This window comes from Bradyrhizobium sp. AUGA SZCCT0177 (genome assembly GCF_018130125.1).
Classification (GTDB): Bacteria; Pseudomonadota; Alphaproteobacteria; order Rhizobiales; family Xanthobacteraceae; genus Bradyrhizobium.
On the sequence record NZ_JAFCMA010000006.1, the window covers coordinates 208,024 to 226,627 of the forward strand.

The 18,604-nt window shown below is 61.9% G+C and carries 16 protein-coding genes; 11 read left to right on the forward strand and 5 right to left on the reverse strand.

Annotation, left to right across the window (positions count from 1 at the left end):
- The first annotated feature begins 3 nt into the window (after positions 1 to 3).
- From JQ597_RS09575 to JQ597_RS09595, 5 genes are all read left to right on the forward strand, one after another.
- Entirely contained in the window at positions 4 to 789 is a 786-nt protein-coding gene (locus JQ597_RS09575; protein WP_212263937.1) for an ABC transporter permease, read from the forward strand.
- Positions 786 to 1,847, forward strand: coding sequence for an ABC transporter ATP-binding protein (locus tag JQ597_RS09580; protein ID WP_212263938.1), 1,062 nt, complete (start codon positions 786 to 788; stop codon positions 1,845 to 1,847). The genes JQ597_RS09575 and JQ597_RS09580 overlap by 4 nt, the downstream gene beginning before the upstream one ends.
- A gap of 8 nt (positions 1,848 to 1,855) precedes the next feature.
- Positions 1,856 to 2,695: a phosphodiesterase gene (locus tag JQ597_RS09585; RefSeq protein WP_212263939.1), complete on the forward strand. Its 840-nt coding sequence runs from the start codon at positions 1,856 to 1,858 to the stop codon at positions 2,693 to 2,695.
- A 228-nt stretch (positions 2,696 to 2,923) separates the two neighbouring features.
- Complete coding sequence (locus tag JQ597_RS09590) at positions 2,924 to 3,892, forward strand: Bug family tripartite tricarboxylate transporter substrate binding protein (protein ID WP_212263940.1); 969 nt, start codon at positions 2,924 to 2,926, stop codon at positions 3,890 to 3,892.
- 279 nt (positions 3,893 to 4,171) lie between these two features.
- Positions 4,172 to 4,906 (forward strand): Crp/Fnr family transcriptional regulator, encoded by a 735-nt coding sequence (locus JQ597_RS09595; RefSeq protein ID WP_212263941.1) that lies wholly within the window; start codon positions 4,172 to 4,174, stop codon positions 4,904 to 4,906.
- Positions 4,907 to 4,952: 46 nt separating this feature from the next.
- On the opposite strand, the gene JQ597_RS09600 is transcribed toward JQ597_RS09595, so the two are convergent.
- From JQ597_RS09600 to JQ597_RS09620, 5 genes are read right to left on the reverse strand one after another with little or no spacing between them, the layout of a single operon-like run.
- The gene (locus tag JQ597_RS09600; protein WP_212263942.1) at positions 4,953 to 5,639 is read right to left on the reverse strand and encodes a cyclase family protein; all 687 of its coding nucleotides are present in this window, start codon (positions 5,637 to 5,639) and stop codon (positions 4,953 to 4,955) included.
- Positions 5,640 to 5,663: 24 nt separating this feature from the next.
- Entirely contained in the window at positions 5,664 to 6,371 is a 708-nt protein-coding gene (locus JQ597_RS09605) for a molybdate ABC transporter substrate-binding protein (RefSeq protein ID WP_212263943.1), read from the reverse strand.
- Positions 6,368 to 8,509, reverse strand: coding sequence for a xanthine dehydrogenase family protein molybdopterin-binding subunit (locus tag JQ597_RS09610; protein ID WP_212263944.1), 2,142 nt, complete (start codon positions 8,507 to 8,509; stop codon positions 6,368 to 6,370). The genes JQ597_RS09605 and JQ597_RS09610 overlap by 4 nt, the downstream gene beginning before the upstream one ends.
- A complete protein-coding gene (locus JQ597_RS09615) occupies positions 8,506 to 8,976 on the reverse strand; it encodes a (2Fe-2S)-binding protein (RefSeq protein ID WP_212263945.1) in 471 nt (156 codons plus the stop codon). Before JQ597_RS09615 ends, JQ597_RS09610 begins: the two co-directional genes overlap by 4 nt.
- Positions 8,977 to 9,003: 27 nt before the next feature.
- Positions 9,004 to 9,981: a tripartite tricarboxylate transporter substrate binding protein gene (locus JQ597_RS09620; protein ID WP_212263946.1), complete on the reverse strand. Its 978-nt coding sequence runs from the start codon at positions 9,979 to 9,981 to the stop codon at positions 9,004 to 9,006.
- A 310-nt stretch (positions 9,982 to 10,291) separates the two neighbouring features.
- Between JQ597_RS09620 and JQ597_RS09625 the strand changes: the two genes are divergently transcribed.
- From JQ597_RS09625 to JQ597_RS09650, 6 genes are all read left to right on the forward strand, one after another.
- Positions 10,292 to 11,383 (forward strand): hypothetical protein, encoded by a 1,092-nt coding sequence (locus JQ597_RS09625; RefSeq protein ID WP_212263947.1) that lies wholly within the window; start codon positions 10,292 to 10,294, stop codon positions 11,381 to 11,383.
- Between the two features lie 153 nt (positions 11,384 to 11,536).
- Entirely contained in the window at positions 11,537 to 14,311 is a 2,775-nt protein-coding gene (locus tag JQ597_RS09630; RefSeq protein ID WP_212263948.1) for a xanthine dehydrogenase family protein molybdopterin-binding subunit, read from the forward strand.
- Positions 14,308 to 14,832 (forward strand): (2Fe-2S)-binding protein, encoded by a 525-nt coding sequence (locus JQ597_RS09635; protein ID WP_212263949.1) that lies wholly within the window; start codon positions 14,308 to 14,310, stop codon positions 14,830 to 14,832. The genes JQ597_RS09630 and JQ597_RS09635 overlap by 4 nt, the downstream gene beginning before the upstream one ends.
- 22 nt (positions 14,833 to 14,854) lie before the next feature.
- Positions 14,855 to 15,472: an Isoquinoline 1-oxidoreductase subunit gene (locus tag JQ597_RS09640; protein ID WP_212263950.1), complete on the forward strand. Its 618-nt coding sequence runs from the start codon at positions 14,855 to 14,857 to the stop codon at positions 15,470 to 15,472.
- Between the two features lie 172 nt (positions 15,473 to 15,644).
- Positions 15,645 to 17,738: a molybdopterin oxidoreductase family protein gene (locus JQ597_RS09645; protein ID WP_212263951.1), complete on the forward strand. Its 2,094-nt coding sequence runs from the start codon at positions 15,645 to 15,647 to the stop codon at positions 17,736 to 17,738.
- 72 nt (positions 17,739 to 17,810) lie between these two features.
- Positions 17,811 to 18,593 carry an enoyl-CoA hydratase/isomerase family protein gene (locus JQ597_RS09650; RefSeq protein WP_212263952.1) on the forward strand — a complete coding sequence of 261 codons (783 nt, stop codon included), beginning with the start codon at positions 17,811 to 17,813 and terminating at the stop codon, positions 18,591 to 18,593.
- The last annotated feature ends 11 nt before the right edge of the window (positions 18,594 to 18,604 follow it).

An 18,604-nucleotide genomic window follows, 5' to 3' on the forward strand; every position in this document is an offset into this window, starting at 1 on the left:
GCCATGCGTGATCGTCTGATCTTCACCGGCCAGCTCATTTTTACATTGATCGTCGCCGCATTCCTGGTGGTGCCCGCAATCCTGTCGATTTCCGCCGGCGTTACCGTGAACTATTTTCGCGGTATCCAGTCCGGCGTAACCCTGCAATGGGTCGTCCAGGTCTGGCAGCTCTATGCCGGCACTATCCTGCTGTCATTCGTGATCGCCTTTGCTACCCTCGCCGTGACGCTGGCCATTGGTGTTCCCGCAGCCTACGCCTTGCACGTGCGGGGAGGGAGGCTGTCGCGCATCGTCGAGGAGATCATCACGCTGCCGCTGGCGATACCAGGTCTGGCAATTGCCCTGGCATTGCTGCTCACCTACCAAGGCTTCAGCGACTTCCGCCGTTCTTGGCTCTTCATCCTGGTGGGGCATGTTATTTTCACCATGCCCTTTATGGTGCGATCGGTGATGGCGGTGTTTGCAACGGTCGATATCAAGACGCTCGACGAAGGTGCGGCGTCGCTCGGCGCATCACCATGGCGGCGCTTCCGCGACGTGATCGTGCCGAATGCCGTGCCCGGGATACTTGCCGGCAGCCTGATGGTGGTGACGCTTTCGCTTGGCGAATTCAACCTGACCTGGATGCTTCATACGCCCCTGACCAAGACGCTGCCCATCGGACTTGCGGACAGCTACGCCTCGATGCGGCTCGAGGTGGCTTCGGCCTATACGTTGATATTCTTCGTAATGATCATCCCGCTGCTGGTGGCCATGCAATTCTTTGCCGAGAAGGAACAGAAGAGATGAACGCGTCAGCAGGACATGGCGCCTCGGTGCGTATTGAGGCCTGCGGCAAGACGTTTATCGATGGAACGCGCGCGCTGGAGCCCGCGACGCTCGATATTGCGCGCGGTGAGACGCTGGTGTTGCTAGGTCCGTCCGGCTGCGGCAAGACCACGATGCTCCGCATCATCGCGGGCCTCGAATTGCCTGATGCCGGTGGCAAGGTATTGTTCGACGGCAACGATATGACGTCGGTGCCAATCGAACGGCGCAACGTCGGTATGGTGTTCCAGTCCTATGCGTTGTTTCCCAACATGAGCGTATCTGACAACATCGGCTACGGCTTGAAGATCCGCGGTGTGCCGGCCAAGGAGCGTGCGGCGCGCGTCGCCGAACTGGTCGCGCTGACCAATATTGCCGGGCTGGAGAATCGCCGCATCGACCAGCTTTCCGGAGGGCAGCGCCAACGCGTGGCGCTGGCGCGAGCAGTCGCGATCCGGCCGGGGATCCTGCTGCTTGATGAACCCTTGACGGCGCTCGACGCGGCGCTGCGCGATCGGCTACGCGGTGAACTCAACCGCCTGCTGCGCGCGCTTGGCATCACCACAATTTATGTAACGCACGACCAAGCCGAAGCGATGGAACTCGGCGATCGTGTTGTTGTCATGCAGAAGGGAACGATTGCCCAGATCGGTACGCCGCGGGAGATCTACTTCACGCCGCAAAGTCGCTTCGTGGCGGAATTCATAGGTGCCGCTAATATTATCGAGTCCCCGATCGAGAACGGTTATCTCGTTTTACCGGGCGGGCGGCAGGCGATCGGGATCGACGCGAATTTTCCGACCGTGGTCGCCATGATTCGTCCCGAAACGATCCGCGTAGTGGAGACGGGGAGTGCCCCGCTTTCCGGCGTCATCGACAGCATCAGCTTTATTGGCGATCGGCAACGCCTGGTCATAAGTGGTGTATCCAATAGGCTATTTACTGTTGATGCGCCGAATACGGTACAAGCCAAGGCCGGCGAACGGGTCGGGCTGTTGATTTCGCCGGAAGCCGTTCGTTTGCTGCCGTCCGAAAGTTGAGAACGCCAGTGTCGCCAAAACCGGTTCGTATCGCCCAGATTTCCGACCTGCATATCAAGCCGCCGGGCACGCTCGCCTATGGCCGGGTCGATACTGCCCGGGCGCTTGAACGTTGCGTCGCGGCGTTGAACGAATTTCAGCCGGTGCCTGATTTTGTAGTGATATCAGGTGATCTGGCAGATACGCCGACGGCTGAGGAATATCAGTACCTCAAGCGGCTACTGACGCCATTGAAACTCCCGTTCGCCGGCATTCCCGGCAATCACGATTCGCGTCAGCTGATGCGCGATGCGTTTCCCTCTGCTTCATATGCCTTGGCGTCTGGGCCGCTCAATCAGAAGATTGAGATCGGCGGGCTGGATCTGCTGCTGCTGGACTCAAGCGTACACCAAAAGCCCCATGGCGAACTCGAAGAGCCCACGCTGCGCTGGCTTGACACGACACTGGCTGCTTCGCCGGATCGGCCAGCGCTGCTGTTCCTGCATCATCCGCCGTTCAAAGCCGGAATCTGGCACATGGATCGCCAGAATCTCCTCAACGCCAGCGAACTCGCCCCCATCGTTCGGCGTCATCCGCGCGTGCAACTCATCTCGGCCGGTCATGTTCACCGTGCGGCTCTGACGATGTTCGCGGGCGTGCCGACTACGATCTGCCCGGCGCCGAACCACGCGGTCGATCTTGACCTTGCTGAACTCCGCGAGCCCTCGTTCAAGGTGGAGCCGCCGGCCTTCCACCTCCACACCTGGTTTCCGGGCGAGGACTTCGGCAGCATCGTCACCCATCAGGTGCCGATTGGAACGTTTGACGGTCCGCATCCGTTTTTCGGGCCAGATGGGAAATTGCTTTAGGAGGCTCTTAAGTCTACCCTTCGGCGGCGTTTCCCAAAATTGTCGCTCCGCCATCGATAGCTTCCCTCGTTGCCCGGCCATCCTTCTTGCCCCGCATGTCGATTGACGCACTGGCTCATGCTTCATTTCGTTGCCGACCAGATTGCCAAGGCGGATGTGGAGGAGCAATCATTCTCCGGAAGATGTGGCCCATATCCCAAATGCTGACCGCTTGAGGAGAATCATGAAATGCGCCTTCTCCATTCGTTGATTCCGGCGCTCGCGCTGCTCCTGAGCTCTAATGCGATCGCACAGACGTCCTATCCGGACCGGCCTATCAAGATGATTGTGCCGCTGGCTGCAGCGAGTGCCGTCGATGTTGCGGCGCGGATCGTGACGCAGAAAATGGCCGACAATATGGGCCAGCAATTCGTGATCCTGAACCAGCCTGGCGCCTCAGGGATGATCGGGGCGGAGCAGGTCGCGCGGGCTGAACCGGACGGCTACACGATCGGGGGCTTCAACGACAGCATCATGACCATGGTGCCCAACCTGCAGTCCAAGATGCGCTGGGACATATTGAAGGACTTCGAACCGGTATCGCTGGTTGCAACCGTGGAGTGGGGGCTGGTCGCCAGCAATCGGGCCAGCTTCAAGAGCGCGGCGGATCTGATCGCAGCTGCGAAAGCAGCACCTGGCAAGATCGATTATGGCTCGGGTGGCCCGGGCAGCCCGCAGCATTTGGCCATGGCGATGTTTGCTTCCGCGGCCGGCATATCGCTGACCCACGTGCCCTATAAGGGCGCAACGCAAGCTGCAACCGATGTCGCCGCAGGCCAGATTCCAGTCGGCTTCCAGGGGCTCGGTACGGTTGCTGCCCTGGTGCGCGGCGGCCAACTCAAACTGATCGGAGTGACTACCGAGAAAAGATTGGCGCAATTCCCCGACGTGCCGACCGTCTCTGAATCCGGCTTGCCAGGATTCTTCTTCAACTCATGGTTTGCGATTCTTGCTCCTGCCGGCACGCCGAAGGCGATCATCGCTCGGTTGAACGCCGAGGCGCTGAAGGCGGTCGGTGATCCCGAAGTACGCCGCAAGCTGGAGGAACTGGGATTTGCGGTGCGCGGCAGTTCGTCGGAAGAATTGCGTGTCATGACGCGTGATCAGCTTGCCAAATACGCGCGCGTGATCAAGGAAATGGGTATCGCGAACGAATAAGCCGCCGGAGCGAAGCGGTCGGCGCTGCGTTGCGCCGGCGAAGTCCGTTACAGGCCGAAATTGGTGCCTCAATGGCGTCTGGCTATTTCCGCGTGACGGGATAGCTCGATGCCCGTACCATCCGATCGCGGGTTCCAGGGTTATCGGAGCGTTAATGCCTGGGCCGCCTTTGAGTTTTGGCCGCTAAATCGACGCAGTAGGATGCTTTCCGGTTGAAAAGCCAACCGGCGTTGATTACGGAAGAGCTACATCCCGAACAGTTTCTGGAGTTTGACTGGCGTGCCTCAACAAAGGACGGGTGAAGCTCAGGGATTTTCGAGCAGCAAACTGTCGGTTTTGCGCAAGCATCCCTATTTTGTCGACCTTGAGCCCGAAGCCTTCGATCAACTCTGCCGTTACGCCAAACACGTCACGCTGAAGCGGGGAGCGACGATCTTCGCCAAGGGAGATCCCGGCAACAGCCTGTTTGCCGTGATCTCCGGCACGGTGAAGATCAGTATTTCGTCGCCCGATGGCCGCAACGCAATCCTGAACCTGATCGGGGCGGAGGAGATTTTTGGCGAAATCGCGCTGCTTGACGGTTCTGTTCGCTCGGCAGACGCGACTGCGAACACCGCTTGCGAGCTCTTCACGATCGACCGGCGCGAGTTCATTCCTTTCGTGCGCAGCCAGCCGGGCCTTGCGATGAAGTTCATCGAACTGTTGTGCACGCGGATTCGCTGGACTAGCGATCAGGTCGAACAGGTTATCCTTCAAAATTTGCCGGGACGGTTGGCCAGCGCGTTGCTTCGCTTAACCGAGAAACACAAGCTTGAACCGCAGGGCCGAACTATTGCGATTACCCAGCAGGAAATCAGCGAGATGGTCGGTATGACGCGAGAAAGCATCAATAAGCAGTTGCGGGCGTGGGCGGCGCGCGACTGGGTGCGGCTCGAGCACGGCGCGATCGTTGTACTGAAGGCCGAGCCGCTGCAGGCTTTGGCCGAAGCCGGATCTGGCGACGAAGGCGAATAGCGGCGTGCGGCCGGCTAATTCTCCGGCGCATTTCGCGATATTATTCTCACAGGTCGAACACGGCCACAGCGCGGATCGGGGAGGCGGTGCCCCCGCGCCACTTCATCGGCAGGCCGATGAAGGTGAACCGGCCTTTACCGAGCAGCGCTTCCAGATTGCACAGGCTCTCGATGTGGGTGATGTCGAGGTCGAGACAGGCCTTGTGAACGAGCGCGTTCACGTCGCCTTCGGGACCAGGCCGCATCGAGTCGATGCCAAAATGCACGACGCCCTGTTGTGCGAGCCATTCAGTCGCGGCGACATTCACGCCGGGATTGTCGTTCGAATATTCCTTGCGTGGGAACGTGCGTTCGTGGTGGCCGGTGCAGAGCAGTACGGTGCCGCCTCTCGGGATCGGCAGGTCGCCCTTCTTCACCGCCACATCGAGATCGGAGGGCGTAATCTCGGCGCGCGGCAGAATGTGGCGCAGGTCGAGGCAGATACCCGGCACAATGCATTTCTCCAGCGGATACTGGTCGATCGATATACCGCTCTTGCCGAAATGCCGGGGCGCATCGATGTGGGTGCCGGCGTGATCGACCATTGAGATGAACATCGATGCAAGTCCGTGCACGTTACCGGACTCGGCAAGGGATTCTTCGTGGGTCTTCCAGACGCCATGGATGACAGGTGGGTGACCCGGATAGCTCGGGGTACGATGATAGAGCTCTCGGCTCAGGTCGATGATTTTCACGATAGAACCCTTTGGAAGATGCGGCTATTTCGGAATGCTGATAAACCCTGAGCGTTCGCGCTGTTCTTGTTGCCCTGCGCCGATCAACAAGCCGATCAATTCCTGCGCCTGGGGAGCGTGGGCAGCCCTGGTGGCGACGCCAGCTGTGTACATAGTCGCGAGTTCGCAACCGGGTGGCAGCGTCCCGGACAGGCTGACGCCCTTGGTGTTGATGATCTCGGTCGATTGCGTGCAGCCGATCGGACGTCGCGCATCGGATGCCGCCATTTCGCGCATAGCAGTCGCGCCGTTCGGGAAGATGTTGAGTCGTGCGGCGACTTTATCGGTGATGCCGAGTTGCGCCAGAACCTTCGCAACGTGAATGCCGGCGGTCGAGGCTACCGTGTCCGGCACGTAGATCGCGTCCGATGCAAGCAAGCATTCGCGCAAGCCGACGGTATCCTTGACCGTAACCCGGGGATCGCCGGCGCGAACAGCCAGGGCGGTCTCGACCAAGCCGACATTTGCGATCGACGAGGCGACCACCAGCTTCTCCTCGGCAAGCTTGGCCACGATCGCTGCGGTCAAAATGACGATGTCGGCCGGTATGCCCTTGCGCAATTTGTCGGCCATGGCGCCAACCGCGCCAAACTCTCCCGCGATATCGAAACCGGTCTGCGCCTTGAATTTCGAAGCCAGGCTGCCGACCAGTCCCTGTGCTGCGCCGCCGCTCAGGATGTTCAGGTTGCTCACGGGGCCTGCTCCATGGCAGCGATGATACTTTCGCGCGTGATTGGAAGATGGCGCACGCGCACGCCGAGCGCGTCGAACACGGCGTTGGCAATGGCCGCCGAAACCGGGCCATGGGCAGCTTCGCCGGCACCGACGGGGTCCATCTCCGACCGCTGGATCAGTTCGACTTCGACCTCCGGCACCTCGCTGAAGCGAAGGATCGGATATTCCGTCCAATTGGTGCTGGTGATGCGTTGCCGGTCGAAGCGGACGCGTTCCTTCAACACCCAACTCGTGGCCTGGATCGCGCCGCCTTCGATCTGGTTGATGACGCCATCAGGATTGATGGCCTCACCGACGTCGACCACCAGGGTCAATTTTCGGACGCGGATATCGTCGGCGCCCTCAATCTCGGCGACTACGGCACAATAGGCGCCGGTGTTCTTGTAGCGGGCAAAAGCGATGCCGTAGCCAATGCCGGGCTGCTTCTCCGGCTTCCACCGGGCGCGCTTTGCAGCAGCGCGGATCACGTCCTTTGCCCGCTCATCGGTCAAGTGACGCAGCCGGAATGCGACCGGGTCTTCGCCGCGCTCGGCGGCGATCTCATCAAGGAAGGATTCGATCGCGAATACATTGCCTTGAGCGCCGAGTGTCCGCAGCGCGGAGGTGCGGATCGGCATCGTCGTCAGGCGATGGCTTTCGATCTGCCAGGATGGGAAGTCATAGAGAGGTACGGCGTTGCGATCGCCGCCGCCGCCATTGGCCTGCGGTGGATTGGTCGAGATCATCCGCGGAAACGGATTTTCCAGTTCGAATCCCGCCAGCAGCGCCGGTTGCGCCGCGCGCCCCGGCCGTGCCACATGGCCGTTGCTCCATATGGAATGGCGCCAGTCGGTGATTTCGCCCTCTGCGTCGAGATCGGCCTCAATCTCGATCGTCATGGCGGCGCCAAACGGGGCATCCGACATCTCGCCTTCGCGCGACCATTGCACCCGCACCGGCCGGCCGCCGGCGGCCTTGGCGAGCAATACCGCGTCGAGCGCAACGTCGTCAGCCGCGTTATGTCCATAGCAGCCGGCGCCCTCCATATGTTCCACTATGATGTTTTCGGCCGGCAGTTTGAGAACCAGCGCCAGATCGGTGCGCAGGAGATAGACGCCCTGACTGTGGGTCCAGACGTGGACGCGGTCGCCATTCCACTGTGCCATGGCGCAGGAAGGCGCGATCGAGGCGTGGGCGATATAGGGGCGGGTATATTGCCGTTGAAGGGTCCGCTTCTTGGCACCGGGCGACGATGCTATGCGCTTGTCGACGACCGTTGTTTCCGAGGGTTCGGCCTTCAGGAATGCAGCTAAATCGCGTTCGTCGGGAAGGGGGGCGCCGTCGGCCCAGACCGCCCCCTTGCGCAGGGCTTGCAGCGCTGCTTCCGCGCCATGCTCGGTTTCGCAAACGACGCCCGCGAAACTGCCATCGCGCACCACCGCGACGAAGCCTGCTATCGTCCGGACATTGCCGTCTTTCAGCCCGGCGAGGTTCGCGCGCGCGTTCTGCGGCCGCAACACGCGGCCGTGCAGCATTTCCGGCAATGTCCAATCGTGAATGAAGCGCGCCCGCGCGAAGACCTTGTCGGGGATGTCGATCCGCTGCACCGAGTTTCCGGCGAGCGCGCGGCGTGTGGCCGGTTTCGGCTTCACATCAGGCGTCGCGTCGCGATCGAGCGAGACTTCTTCCGCAAGCTCCCAATAGCTCGTCGTGACATTGCCCGGCCCTGAAATGGTGCCGTCCTCGACACCGAGCGAAGCGATGTCGACACCCAGCCGTTCCGATGCCAGTTGAAGAAAGATCTGGCGTACCTCGGCGCAGGCATGCCGCATCGCGCGTCCCGATTGTTGCACGGAGAGGCTGCCTGAAGTCACGCCCTCGTTGGGGCTGACAGCCGTCGACGCGCGGATCATCTGCACGCGCGCAATATCGATGTCGAGTTCGTCGGCGGCGATCTGGGCCAGAGCCGTTACAATACCTTGCCCGATCTCGACCTTGCCCGGCGAGACCGTCACCTGTCCCTGCGGCGAAAATTTCAACCAGGATGACAGTTTCGGGTTTGCCGCGAGATTCACCGGCAATTTGGGCGGGGACGGGGACGGCGCTGGCTGGTTCATTCCGCCGCCATCTCGCCCGCTGCGCGCAGCACTGCCCGCACCATGCGGTTATGTGAGCCGCAACGGCAAAGGTTACCGTCGAGCGCTTCTTTCACTTCTCGGCTGCCGGGCTTGGGATTTCGTTTCAGCAGCGCGGCCGCGCTCATGAGAATTCCGGAGACGCAATAACCGCATTGCAGCGCCTGCTCGGCGATGAAGGCGCGTTGCAATGGATGCGGTCGCTCAGCAGTCCCCAAGCCCTCGATGGTCGTGATGTCCTTGTCCGCTATCGACCACAGCGGTGTATCGCAGGCCGCCACGGCGCGATCGTCGATCATGACGTTGCAGGCGCCGCATTCACCCGCGCCGCAGCCGAAATGCGGACCGGTCATGCCGAACCGCCCGCGCAAAATATCCAGCAGAGGCCGATCGGGATCGGCGTCGACGTCGGTCTCCACGCCATTAAGGCGAAATCGAACGCTCGGCATCGCGGGTGGGCCTTGGCTGGCGCTACTTTACTGGGGCTTGTCGAACTTCTTGACGACCTCGGCCCATTTCACAATATCGCCGCGCAGGAATTTGTCGAACTCTTCCGGGGTCATCGCCATGGGAACCGCGCCCTGCTGGGTCCAGAGCTTGACGACATCCGGCCGTTTCACCGCGGCGTTCACGGCGGCATTGATTTTGTCGATGACCGCCTTTGGCGTTCCCGCCGGCGCCATCAATCCCAGCCAGATGGTCGCCTCATAGCCGACAACGCCGGCCTCGATCGTCGTCGGCGCGTTGGGCAGCACGGTGGAGCGCGTCTTGCCGGTGGTCGCCAGCGCGCGCACTTGGTTCTCCGCGACATTGGGCGCCATCGTCGGAACCGCGTCGATCATCATCTGCACCTGGCCGCCAATCACGCCGCTACGCGCCTCGCCGCTGTTGCGGTAGGGCACATGCACAAGATCAACGCCGGCCATGGTCTTGAACAGTTCGCCGGCCATGTGATACGGCGTGCCCTGGCCGGACGACGCATAATTCAGTTTGCCGGGCTGCGATTTGGCCAGCGCGATGAATTCCTGCAGCGTCCTTGCCTGAACGCTTGGGTGGATCACGATCACGAGGTCGGAATAGTTGACCGGAGCGATCGGCGCGAGATCTCGCATCAGCTCATATTTGCGCTGCGGCACCAGGGACTCATTGGCGGTCTGGGTGTTCGACATCATCAGCAACGTGTAACCATCAGGCGGTGACTTGGCAGCCTCGAGCGTGCCGATGACGCCGCCGGCGCCGGTGCGGTTCTCGATCACGAAGGGCTGGCCGAAGCTTTCCTGCAGGATGCTGCCGATCTGGCGGGCGGTGACGTCGGCAGGGCCACCGGCGCCGAACGGGACGATCACCCGGACCGGCCTCGAGGGATAGTCCTGCGCCAGGCCTGTTGTCCCAAGAACGGTCTGTGCCGCGAAAAGCGTTGCCGCCAGGGCAAGCGCCAATCTCAAGCGGATCATTTCAACCTCCCGAACCCAGTCTTGTGCTGCTTGGCCTGTTGCCGGCCCAATTTGGCTTCAGGGAAGTCTAACGATCCGCGCGGTGATCGCCAGTACCTTCAGATGCGACATTCGTCGCGCTGCTGGCTTGTTTGACCCATTGATCCTCAGCCCCTTCCGGAAGTGCCTCGTCCTATTTGACGTATTGCATCAATCAAGCCGCAACCATCTGCATCATCGACGCAACGCTGGCCGTGGCCAACGCAAATAGAATCATTGAGAGTGGGAAGCTGATTACCGAGCCGGGACACCCCGTCGCGAGGAGTGTGACATGAAATTCTTACCCTGCATGGGTGTTGCTGCCCTCCTGCTCGCCGGCAGTAGCGCCGTCACCCATGCCCAGACCCTTCCGGCCTATATGGCGCCGATCTCGGGTAAATCAGCTGCAAACGCCTCGGATATCGCGACCAGGGATATGCTGGCGCTCAACACCGGCATGTTCGAGCTTTATGGCAACGCAGCAAAGATCTTCCAAAAGAACATCCTGGACAAGCATCCGGTGATTCTCGCCCTGTTCTCGGGTGCCGGTGGTCGGATGATCCTGTACCGGCCGGGAATGCCGCCAATGGATGCGCCGCAGGTGCCGATCGTCTATCAACTCCTCAAGTCGGTCGGCCACAGCACGATGGCGCTGGCCCAGGTCGTCGGCCCCTATGTCGACAATCCCGATGACAAATCCTGGCGCGGGGCGATGCTGGCCTATCGCAGCCGCATGCAATCGGCGCTCGATGGCCTCGACGCCACGCCGATGGAGCCCGGTTGGCGCGACAACAATCGGACCATCCTGCAGAACAACCTCGCGTTCATGGACGAGTGCGTCGCCAAGGGCGTCGTGCCGTTCGCCACGCTCGAAGCCTTCGGCAAGAAGCAGGCGCCGTATCTGGCGAAGAACGTGGCTTGGGCGGCGCAGACACAAGTCGGGCACTGGATGACCGTGCTGGCGGACTGGAAGAAGCAACTCGGCGCCGACTGGGACAAGACCTATGCCGCGAGCAACACGATTTATGTGGCGCGCCAGAACAACGTGCTGTTCAGCGTTCTCGCGCAATTCTTCGGCCCTGACGCGATCAACAGCCGCTTGCTGCTGATCGAGACGGTTTCGTTCACGACGACACCGGCGGATATGTTGGAATCGTTGACCCGCATCATTGCGGATCGCTCGGTCGGCTCGCTGTTCTTTGGCAACTATCATCTGATGGACTACGAGCTGATGGGGGGCGACGCGCGTGTCGCGATCGTTGCGGAAACCGGCAAGCGCGGCATGACGCCGTTCCTGCCGCCTGTCGTTCCGTTCGGCTCGAAGCAATGGCCGACATTGGTGACAACAGGGCCGGGCCCGGCATCGATCGCCGATCTGAAGTAGCTTCGGAGGACGCGCGCAGCCGGTTTGAGAACCGACTGCCATCCTCTATTGTTTTGCGACGAATCGATCTCGCATCCGTCGTCAGGCCCTTCGATTGCGCCGACTATCGCTGCTTCGATATGCGGATGACAGCGTTGACCAACAGGTAGGAACATGCGGCCTTCGCGGCGCGAGTTTGTGAAGTGGGTGTCGGCGAGCGGCATCGCGCTCAGCCTGTCACGCCTGGGATCGGCGGAAGCGGCCGGGTTGCCCCCACGTGCCTCTCTCCCGGGACGCGAGGGCTGGAATCCAGCGGCCAATGGTGCTGGCCGCATCGACGGCGTCGCCAAAGTCACCGGCGCGAAACTCTACGCGTCCGATTTCCGCGCGTCCGACCTGCCGGGCTGGCCGCAAAGCACCTCGCACGCGATCCTGGTTCGCGCGCCAGACGCCACGCATGTCTATGTCGGAATGGATCTCGCGCGGCTGAGCGGCGCGCTCAAGCCGTCGATGGTCGTGACCGCTGATGACCTCGACAAGATCGGCACGCGCGTTCCAGCATTCTACACCGGCGACCTGTTCTGTCCGGTCGGCAAGACGCCGATCTATATGGGGCAGCCGGTCGCGCTGTTGATCTTCGAGACGTTTGACGCCTTCGACCGGGCGCGGCTGACGTTGCGAGACGGGACCTTCGTCAAGTTCGGCGAAGAGACCGGCCCGGTCACGATACCGAGCTACGGTGCCTATCGCTTCACGCGGGTGGCCGGCCCAACGCCCGATGCGCCCGATGTCTATTCCCCGGTCCAGGCGGGCTGGGTCAGCCCGGGACGCTCCCAGATCTCGCCACTCCCGGTGTGGTCGCCGCTCGCAAAGGACACGCCGGCGCCTTACTCCAAGGCCGCGGTCTATGGCGAACAAATTCGAAGCGAGCTCGCAGCGAAGAATTCCAATCTGCTGATGCTGGATCGCGAGTTCGAAACCCAATCCGTCGATCCGATGTTTCTCGAGCCGGAAGCCGGCATCGCCTGGTACAACAACAAAAGCGAAAGCCTGGAACTCGTCCTTGGCGTGCAGTCTCCCTACGAGGCGGCTGAATCGATTGAGCATATGCTCGGCAAGGCGAGCGCTCCATTCAAGCCGGCACGCATCAATGCCCAGTTCACCTATGTCGGCGGCGGGTTCGGCGGCCGCGACCACACCCCGTTCGTCCTCTATGTGGCGCTGGCGGCGATGTTCTTTCCCGGCCGTCCGGTCCGGCTGGCGCATGACCGCTATCAGCAGTTTCAGGCCGGCATCAAGCGCCATCCATTCAAGATGCGGTCCCGGATCGGGGTCGACCGGAGCACGGGCAAGATCACGGCCTTCGCCGCCGACCATGTGCTCGATGGCGGTGGCCTTGCGAACTTTTCTGTCAACGTGGCAACCGTTGCCGCGACTGCAGCGATCGGCATCTACGACATTCCCAAAGTCGATGTGACCACGGTTGTGGTGCATTCCCGCGGCGTCACGGCCGGGTCGATGCGCGGTTACGGCACGCTGCAGAGTATGACCGCGCTGGAAGTGCTGATCGACGAAGTCGCAGCTGCCTTACCGCTCGATCCGATTGAATTCCGGCGCCGCAACGCGCTCAAGCCCGACGGCCGGACCATGTGCGGCAATCGCTACAGCGTCTCGGTCCGCACCACGGAAATGCTCGACAAGCTCGAGAAGCATCCGATCTGGCAGCAGCGCGCGCAGCAAAAATCAGCCGCGCGGCCTGGCACTCTCGTTGGCACCGGGCTCGCCTGCGTGACCAAGGACTACGGCGCCGGCGCCGATTGTTCGCTGGGGCGTGTCGAACTCTCGGCCGAGGGCAAGATCACGATCTATTGCGACCATGTCGAGATGGGTAACGGCATTGGCACCGCGCTGGCCAACCGGGTGGCGATCTATCTCGGCGGCGTCGCCGACGAAGTTTCGGTGGCACGCGTCGATAGCTATGACGTCCTCGGGCTGGTCACGTCGGGCGATCCCTACACGATGGATCAGAAGACGCAGGACCGGGCAGAGAAAGACCCGCGCTGGGTGCCCGCGATCAGTACGGCGACCAGCGCCTCGGTCGGTGCGCATGTTGGAACCCATTCGGCGGCCGAGGCGGCGCGTGCAATCTTCCGCTTCGGCCTGTGGCCGGCGGCGCTTGAATTGTGGAACATCGCCCCGAACGACCCACGCGGAAAGGATTGGGCGAAGGCGCAATGGAAAGACGGTCAACTGGTGCTTCCCGGCCTTGCCGCGCTGCCCTTGCCGGCACTGGCCGCGAAGGCGCATGCACGCAATCTGGTGACCGGCGCCGTGGCGCACAGCTTCTCCCGCTGGGAGTGGTCGCGTGCGCGTTTTCCGTTTAACGGCGAACAATATCGCGCCGAGATCGATGCGCTGGCGGTGCGGAAGGGTAACGGCAAGTTCGCCCGGATTGATCGGGTCAGCGTCAGATTCCCGCCTGCCGTCAACAACCAGAGCGGCAACACCTATACCTCGATGTGCGGAACGCTGGTCCGCGTCGAAATTGAGCGCGCGACCGGTGCGCTGCGGATCGCCAAAGCGTATAGCGTGCTTGAGTGCGGCCGGGCATTGGTGCCCGAAGTGGTGCTGGGCCAGGCGCAAGGCGGGTTTGCGATGGGCGTCGGCTATGCCCTGCTGGAGAACCTGCCGCCTTACGAGGGCGGTCCCGGCAACGGCCAATGGAATCTCGGGCAGTATCTTGTCGCGCGCGGATCGGACCTGCCGCTTCGCGATCTCGAAATCGAGGTGCTGCCGCCGCTAACGCCGGACGAGCCGCCGAAAGGCATGGCGGAAGTCGTGATGGTTCCGGTCGTACCGGCGATCCTGAACGCTATCTTCGACGCCACCGGCCGCCGCTTCCAATCCCTGCCGGTGACCGCCAGCCTGCTCAAGGGAGTATTAGCGTGACCAGATTGAGCATCACGATCAATGGCCGTGCACACGGGCCGACGGATGTTCGCGATGATCTCTCGATGAACGATTTCCTGCGCGAATACCTCGGCATGACCGGTACTAAATTCGGCTGCGGTGCCGCGCAGTGCCTGAGCTGCGCCGTCATCATCGACAATCCCGATGGAACGAGTTTCACCAGCCCGACCTGCGTCGTCTCTGCGGTGAGTTTCGACGGCAAGGTCATCCGCACGGTCGAGGGACATGCGAAGAACGGTGAGCTTACGACGCTGCAGAAGGCATTCATTGAGCATTTCTCGTTCCAGTGCGGCTATTGCACCGCCGGTTTCCTGAACGAGGGACAGGTGCTGCTGGAGCGTCTGGCGAAGGCGCCGGTCGCACGCGCGGAACTCGAAAAAACCATCGCGGAAGCGCTCGACGGACACATCTGCCGCTGCACCGGCTATATCAAATATCACGAAGCGGTACGTGACGTGATCCTCGCGGATTCCAAGCGCTATCTTGTGGCGAACCAATGACCGGGCGCGAGGACCAGGCGACATGAAATCGAAACTGCGGTTTCAGCTTCTCGTCTCGATCGCCACCGTGGCGACGAGCATGCTTGCGGGCTACGCGGTTTCCGAAACTACACCCCAGAACCTTGCCAGCCCTGAGAGCTTTGCATCAATCGCCGATACGGACGCACGATCGGCGGCGATGTTCACTGAACTCGGCAAGGTGCTCACCCATCCGCGTTGCACCAATTGCCACCCGGCGACTGACCGTCCGCGGCAAGGTGATAAGAGCCGGCTGCATCAGCCACCAGTCGCGCGCGGCATCGATGGCCACGGCCTTCCGGCGATGCGCTGCTCGATCTGCCATCAGAATGCGAACTTTGAGCCCGGCCGCATGCCGGGTCACCCGGAATGGCATCTCGCGCCGCGCGAAATGGCATGGGAGGGCAAGACGGTTGCCGAAATTTGCACGCAGCTCAAGGATCCCGCGCGCAACGGCGGTCGCAAGCCCGAGGATCTGATCCATCACATCGGCGAAGATACGCTCGTCGGCTGGGCCTGGGCCCCGGGCGTTGGCCGCAGCCCCGCGCCCGGTACGCAAAAGCAGGCCGGCGCGCTGGTCGAGGCCTGGGTGAAGTCAGGCGCGGCCTGTCCCGCACAGTAACACCTGCGCGAAAGACCGTGCACTGTGGCGCGCGCTAGATTGATGGGCAGGCGATCTACGCCAATGGGCAGCCGATCGTACGCTTAATGCATGGCTTGGCTGCCGTTTTCGCCGGTGTACCCGTCGAGAAAGTCACTCGGCGGCGGCGGATTTTGATGTTACCTATCGGGGCATGAACCAGCATGCCAAGGTCGATATCCGCCACTCCACCTGTCCGCATGATTGCCCGTCGGCCTGCGCACTCGATATCGAAGTGATCGACGGCCGCAGCATCGGCCGGGTGCGCGGTTCCAAGCAGCAGACCTACACCGCCGGCGTCGTCTGCGCCAAGGTCGCCCGCTATGCCGAGCGCATTCATCACCCCGACCGGTTGTTGCATCCGATGCGCCGCACCGGACCCAAGGGCTCCGGTCAGTTTGCGCGGATATCGTGGGATGAGGCGCTCGACGAAATGGCCGCGCGTTTCGATCAGGCCGAGAAGGAGTTCGGTGCACAATCGGTATGGCCGTATTATTACGCCGGCACCATGGGTCTGGTGATGCGCGACGGCATCAACCGTCTTGCCAATGTGAAGAAATATTCCCGTTTCTACTCGACGATTTGCGCGAACGTCGCGCGCATCGGATTTGCCATCGGCACCGGCAAGATCGCCGGCGTCGATCCGCGCGAGATGGGCGTGTCCGACCTCGTCGTGATCTGGGGCACCAATCCCGTGAACACGCAGGTCAACGTGATGACGCATGCGATGCGCGCCCGCAAGGAGCGCGGCGCCAAGATCGCAGCGATCGATGTCTACAACAACGACACCATGAAGCAGGCCGATATCAAGATCCTGCTTAAGCCCGGCACTGACGGTGCGTTCGCCTGCGGCGTCATGCACGTGTTGTTCCGGGAAGGTTACGCCGACCGCGAATACATGGATCGCTACACCGATTGCCCGAATGAACTGGAAGCGCACCTTGCGACCCGTACCCCGGAATGGGCATCGTCCATCTCGGGCGTGCCGGTCGAGGAGATCGAGGCGTTCGCCCGCCTGGTCGGTCAGACCAAGCGTTCGTTCTTTCGCCTCGGCTATGGCTTCACCCGGAGCCGTAACGGCGCGGCGCAGATGCATGCGGCGCTGTGTATCCCGGCGGTGACCGGCGCCTGGCAACACGAGGGCGGTGGCGCGTTCTTCAACAATTTTGCGATCTGGAAGTTCGATGAATCCATCATCGAAGGCCACGATGCACTCGATCGCACCACCCGCTGGCTCGACCAGTCCCAGATTGGACGTATCCTGACCGGTGACGCGGAAGCCTTGAAGGGCGGACCGCCGGTCAAGGCAATGCTGATCCAGAACACCAACCCGATGACGGTGGCGCCGGAGCAGGCGCTGGTGCGCAAGGGTTTTGCGCGCGAAGACCTGTTCATGGTGGTGCATGAGCAGTTCATGACCGAGACGGCTGTCATGGCTGACATCGTGCTGCCGGCGACCATGTTCATGGAGCACGACGACCTCTATTACGGTGGCGGACATCAGCATATTTCGGTGGGCGCCAAGCTGATCGACCCGCCCGGCGAGTGCCGCTCGAACCACGAGGTGTTGCAGGGCCTCGGTCGCCGGCTTAACGCCGTGCATCCCGGTTTTACGATGTCGCCGCGCGAACTGATCGACGCGACGCTGCAGAAGAGCGGCCATGGCGATATTGCGGCTCTGGAGGCGGATCTGTGGCGCGACCTCCAGCCGGATTTCCGCACCTCGCATTACCTCGACGGTTTTGCGCATGCGGACAAGAAGTTTCACTTCAAGGCTGATTGGGCGAACCCGCCCTTCGGCAACGCTTTGGGACCTTGGGCGCAGATGCCGTCGCTGCCGGACCATTGGACGATTATCGAGGAAGCGGATGAGACCCATCCGTTCCGGCTCGCCACCAGTCCCGCGCGCAGCTTCCTCAACACCAGCTTCAACGAAACGCCATCTTCGATTGCGCGCGAGGGCGAGCCCTCGGTGATGATGCACCCCGATGATGCCGCGACGCTCGGGCTCGCCGATGGGGATGTCGTCTCACTCGGCAACGTGAGAGGTGAGACGAATTTGACGGTAAAGCTGTTCGACGGGCTGCGACGCGGCGTATTGATCGCGGAATCCATCCAGCCGAACAAGGCCCATATCGGCGGTCGCGGTATCAACATGCTGACCGGAGCCGAGGCGGTCGCCCCCGTGGGCGGTGCGGCGTTCCATGACAACAAGGTCTGGGTGAAGAAGGCCATGCCCTCGGCTTAAATCCTGCTTGCAGTCCGGCGTCATCCTGCCGCAAATGTTCGCCAATCCATGGCAAACAGGGCGAGCGGAACAATGACCGACAACAGCAGCGTAATACGCGAGAAGCGCGGACAGGCATTCTGGATTACCATCAACCGGCCGGACAAGCGCAACGCCATCAATGCCGACGCGGTCGCCGGTATTGCGAAGGGTTATCGCGACGCCCATGACGACAAGGAAGTGCGCGTCATCGTGCTGACGGGGGCGGGTGACAAGGCGTTTTGCGCCGGCGCCGACCTGCAGAACAGCGGCGCTGCCTTCTCGATGGATTTTTCCAAGCCGAATGTCGACTACGCCGATCTGTTGCGGCTGTCGCAGAATGCCACCAAGCCTGCGATCGCACGGGTAGGAGGCGTCTGCATGGCCGGCGGCATGGGCTTGTTGTGCATGACGGATATGGCGGTGGCCGCCGATCACGTGATTTTCGGGCTGCCCGAAGTAAAGGTCGGCGTATTTCCGATGCAGGTGATGAGCCTGTTGCAATCGATGGCGCCACCGCGCCTCGTCAATGAATGGGCGCTGACGGGCGAGCCGTTCGATGCGAAGGCGGCTCAGGCCGCCGGGCTGCTGAATTACGTGGTGCCGCCAGCCGAGCTCGACACCAAGGTCGAATGGCTGATCAGCCGTATCGTCGACAAATCGCCGACAGCGATCCGGCGCGGCAAATATGCCATGCGCGCCATCGCCTCGATGTCGTTCGACGAAAGCATCGCCTACACCGAAAGCCAGATTGCCTTGCTGGCCATGACGGAAGACGCCAAGGAAGGCCTCAAGGCGTTTGGCGAGAAGCGCAAACCGTCATGGCCGGGGCGGTGAGCTTCTCGGTT

Bases quoted from the DNA above. Each gene is read 5' to 3' on its own strand.
- JQ597_RS09590 (WP_212263940.1), top strand. From the start codon at position 2,924: ATGCGCCTTCTCCATTCGTTGATTCCGGCGCTCGCGCTGCTCCTGAGC.
- JQ597_RS09575 (WP_212263937.1), top strand. From the start codon at position 4: ATGCGTGATCGTCTGATCTTCACCGGCCAGCTCATTTTTACATTGATC.
- JQ597_RS09625 (WP_212263947.1), top strand. From the start codon at position 10,292: ATGAAATTCTTACCCTGCATGGGTGTTGCTGCCCTCCTGCTCGCCGGC.
- JQ597_RS09645 (WP_212263951.1), top strand. From the start codon at position 15,645: ATGAACCAGCATGCCAAGGTCGATATCCGCCACTCCACCTGTCCGCAT.
- JQ597_RS09640 (WP_212263950.1), top strand. From the start codon at position 14,855: ATGAAATCGAAACTGCGGTTTCAGCTTCTCGTCTCGATCGCCACCGTG.
- JQ597_RS09580 (WP_212263938.1), top strand. From the start codon at position 786: ATGAACGCGTCAGCAGGACATGGCGCCTCGGTGCGTATTGAGGCCTGC.
- JQ597_RS09610 (WP_212263944.1), bottom strand. From the start codon at position 8,509: ATGAACCAGCCAGCGCCGTCCCCGTCCCCGCCCAAATTGCCGGTGAAT.
- JQ597_RS09615 (WP_212263945.1), bottom strand. From the start codon at position 8,976: ATGCCGAGCGTTCGATTTCGCCTTAATGGCGTGGAGACCGACGTCGAC.
- JQ597_RS09620 (WP_212263946.1), bottom strand. From the start codon at position 9,981: ATGATCCGCTTGAGATTGGCGCTTGCCCTGGCGGCAACGCTTTTCGCG.
- JQ597_RS09630 (WP_212263948.1), top strand. From the start codon at position 11,537: ATGCGGCCTTCGCGGCGCGAGTTTGTGAAGTGGGTGTCGGCGAGCGGC.
- JQ597_RS09650 (WP_212263952.1), top strand. From the start codon at position 17,811: ATGACCGACAACAGCAGCGTAATACGCGAGAAGCGCGGACAGGCATTC.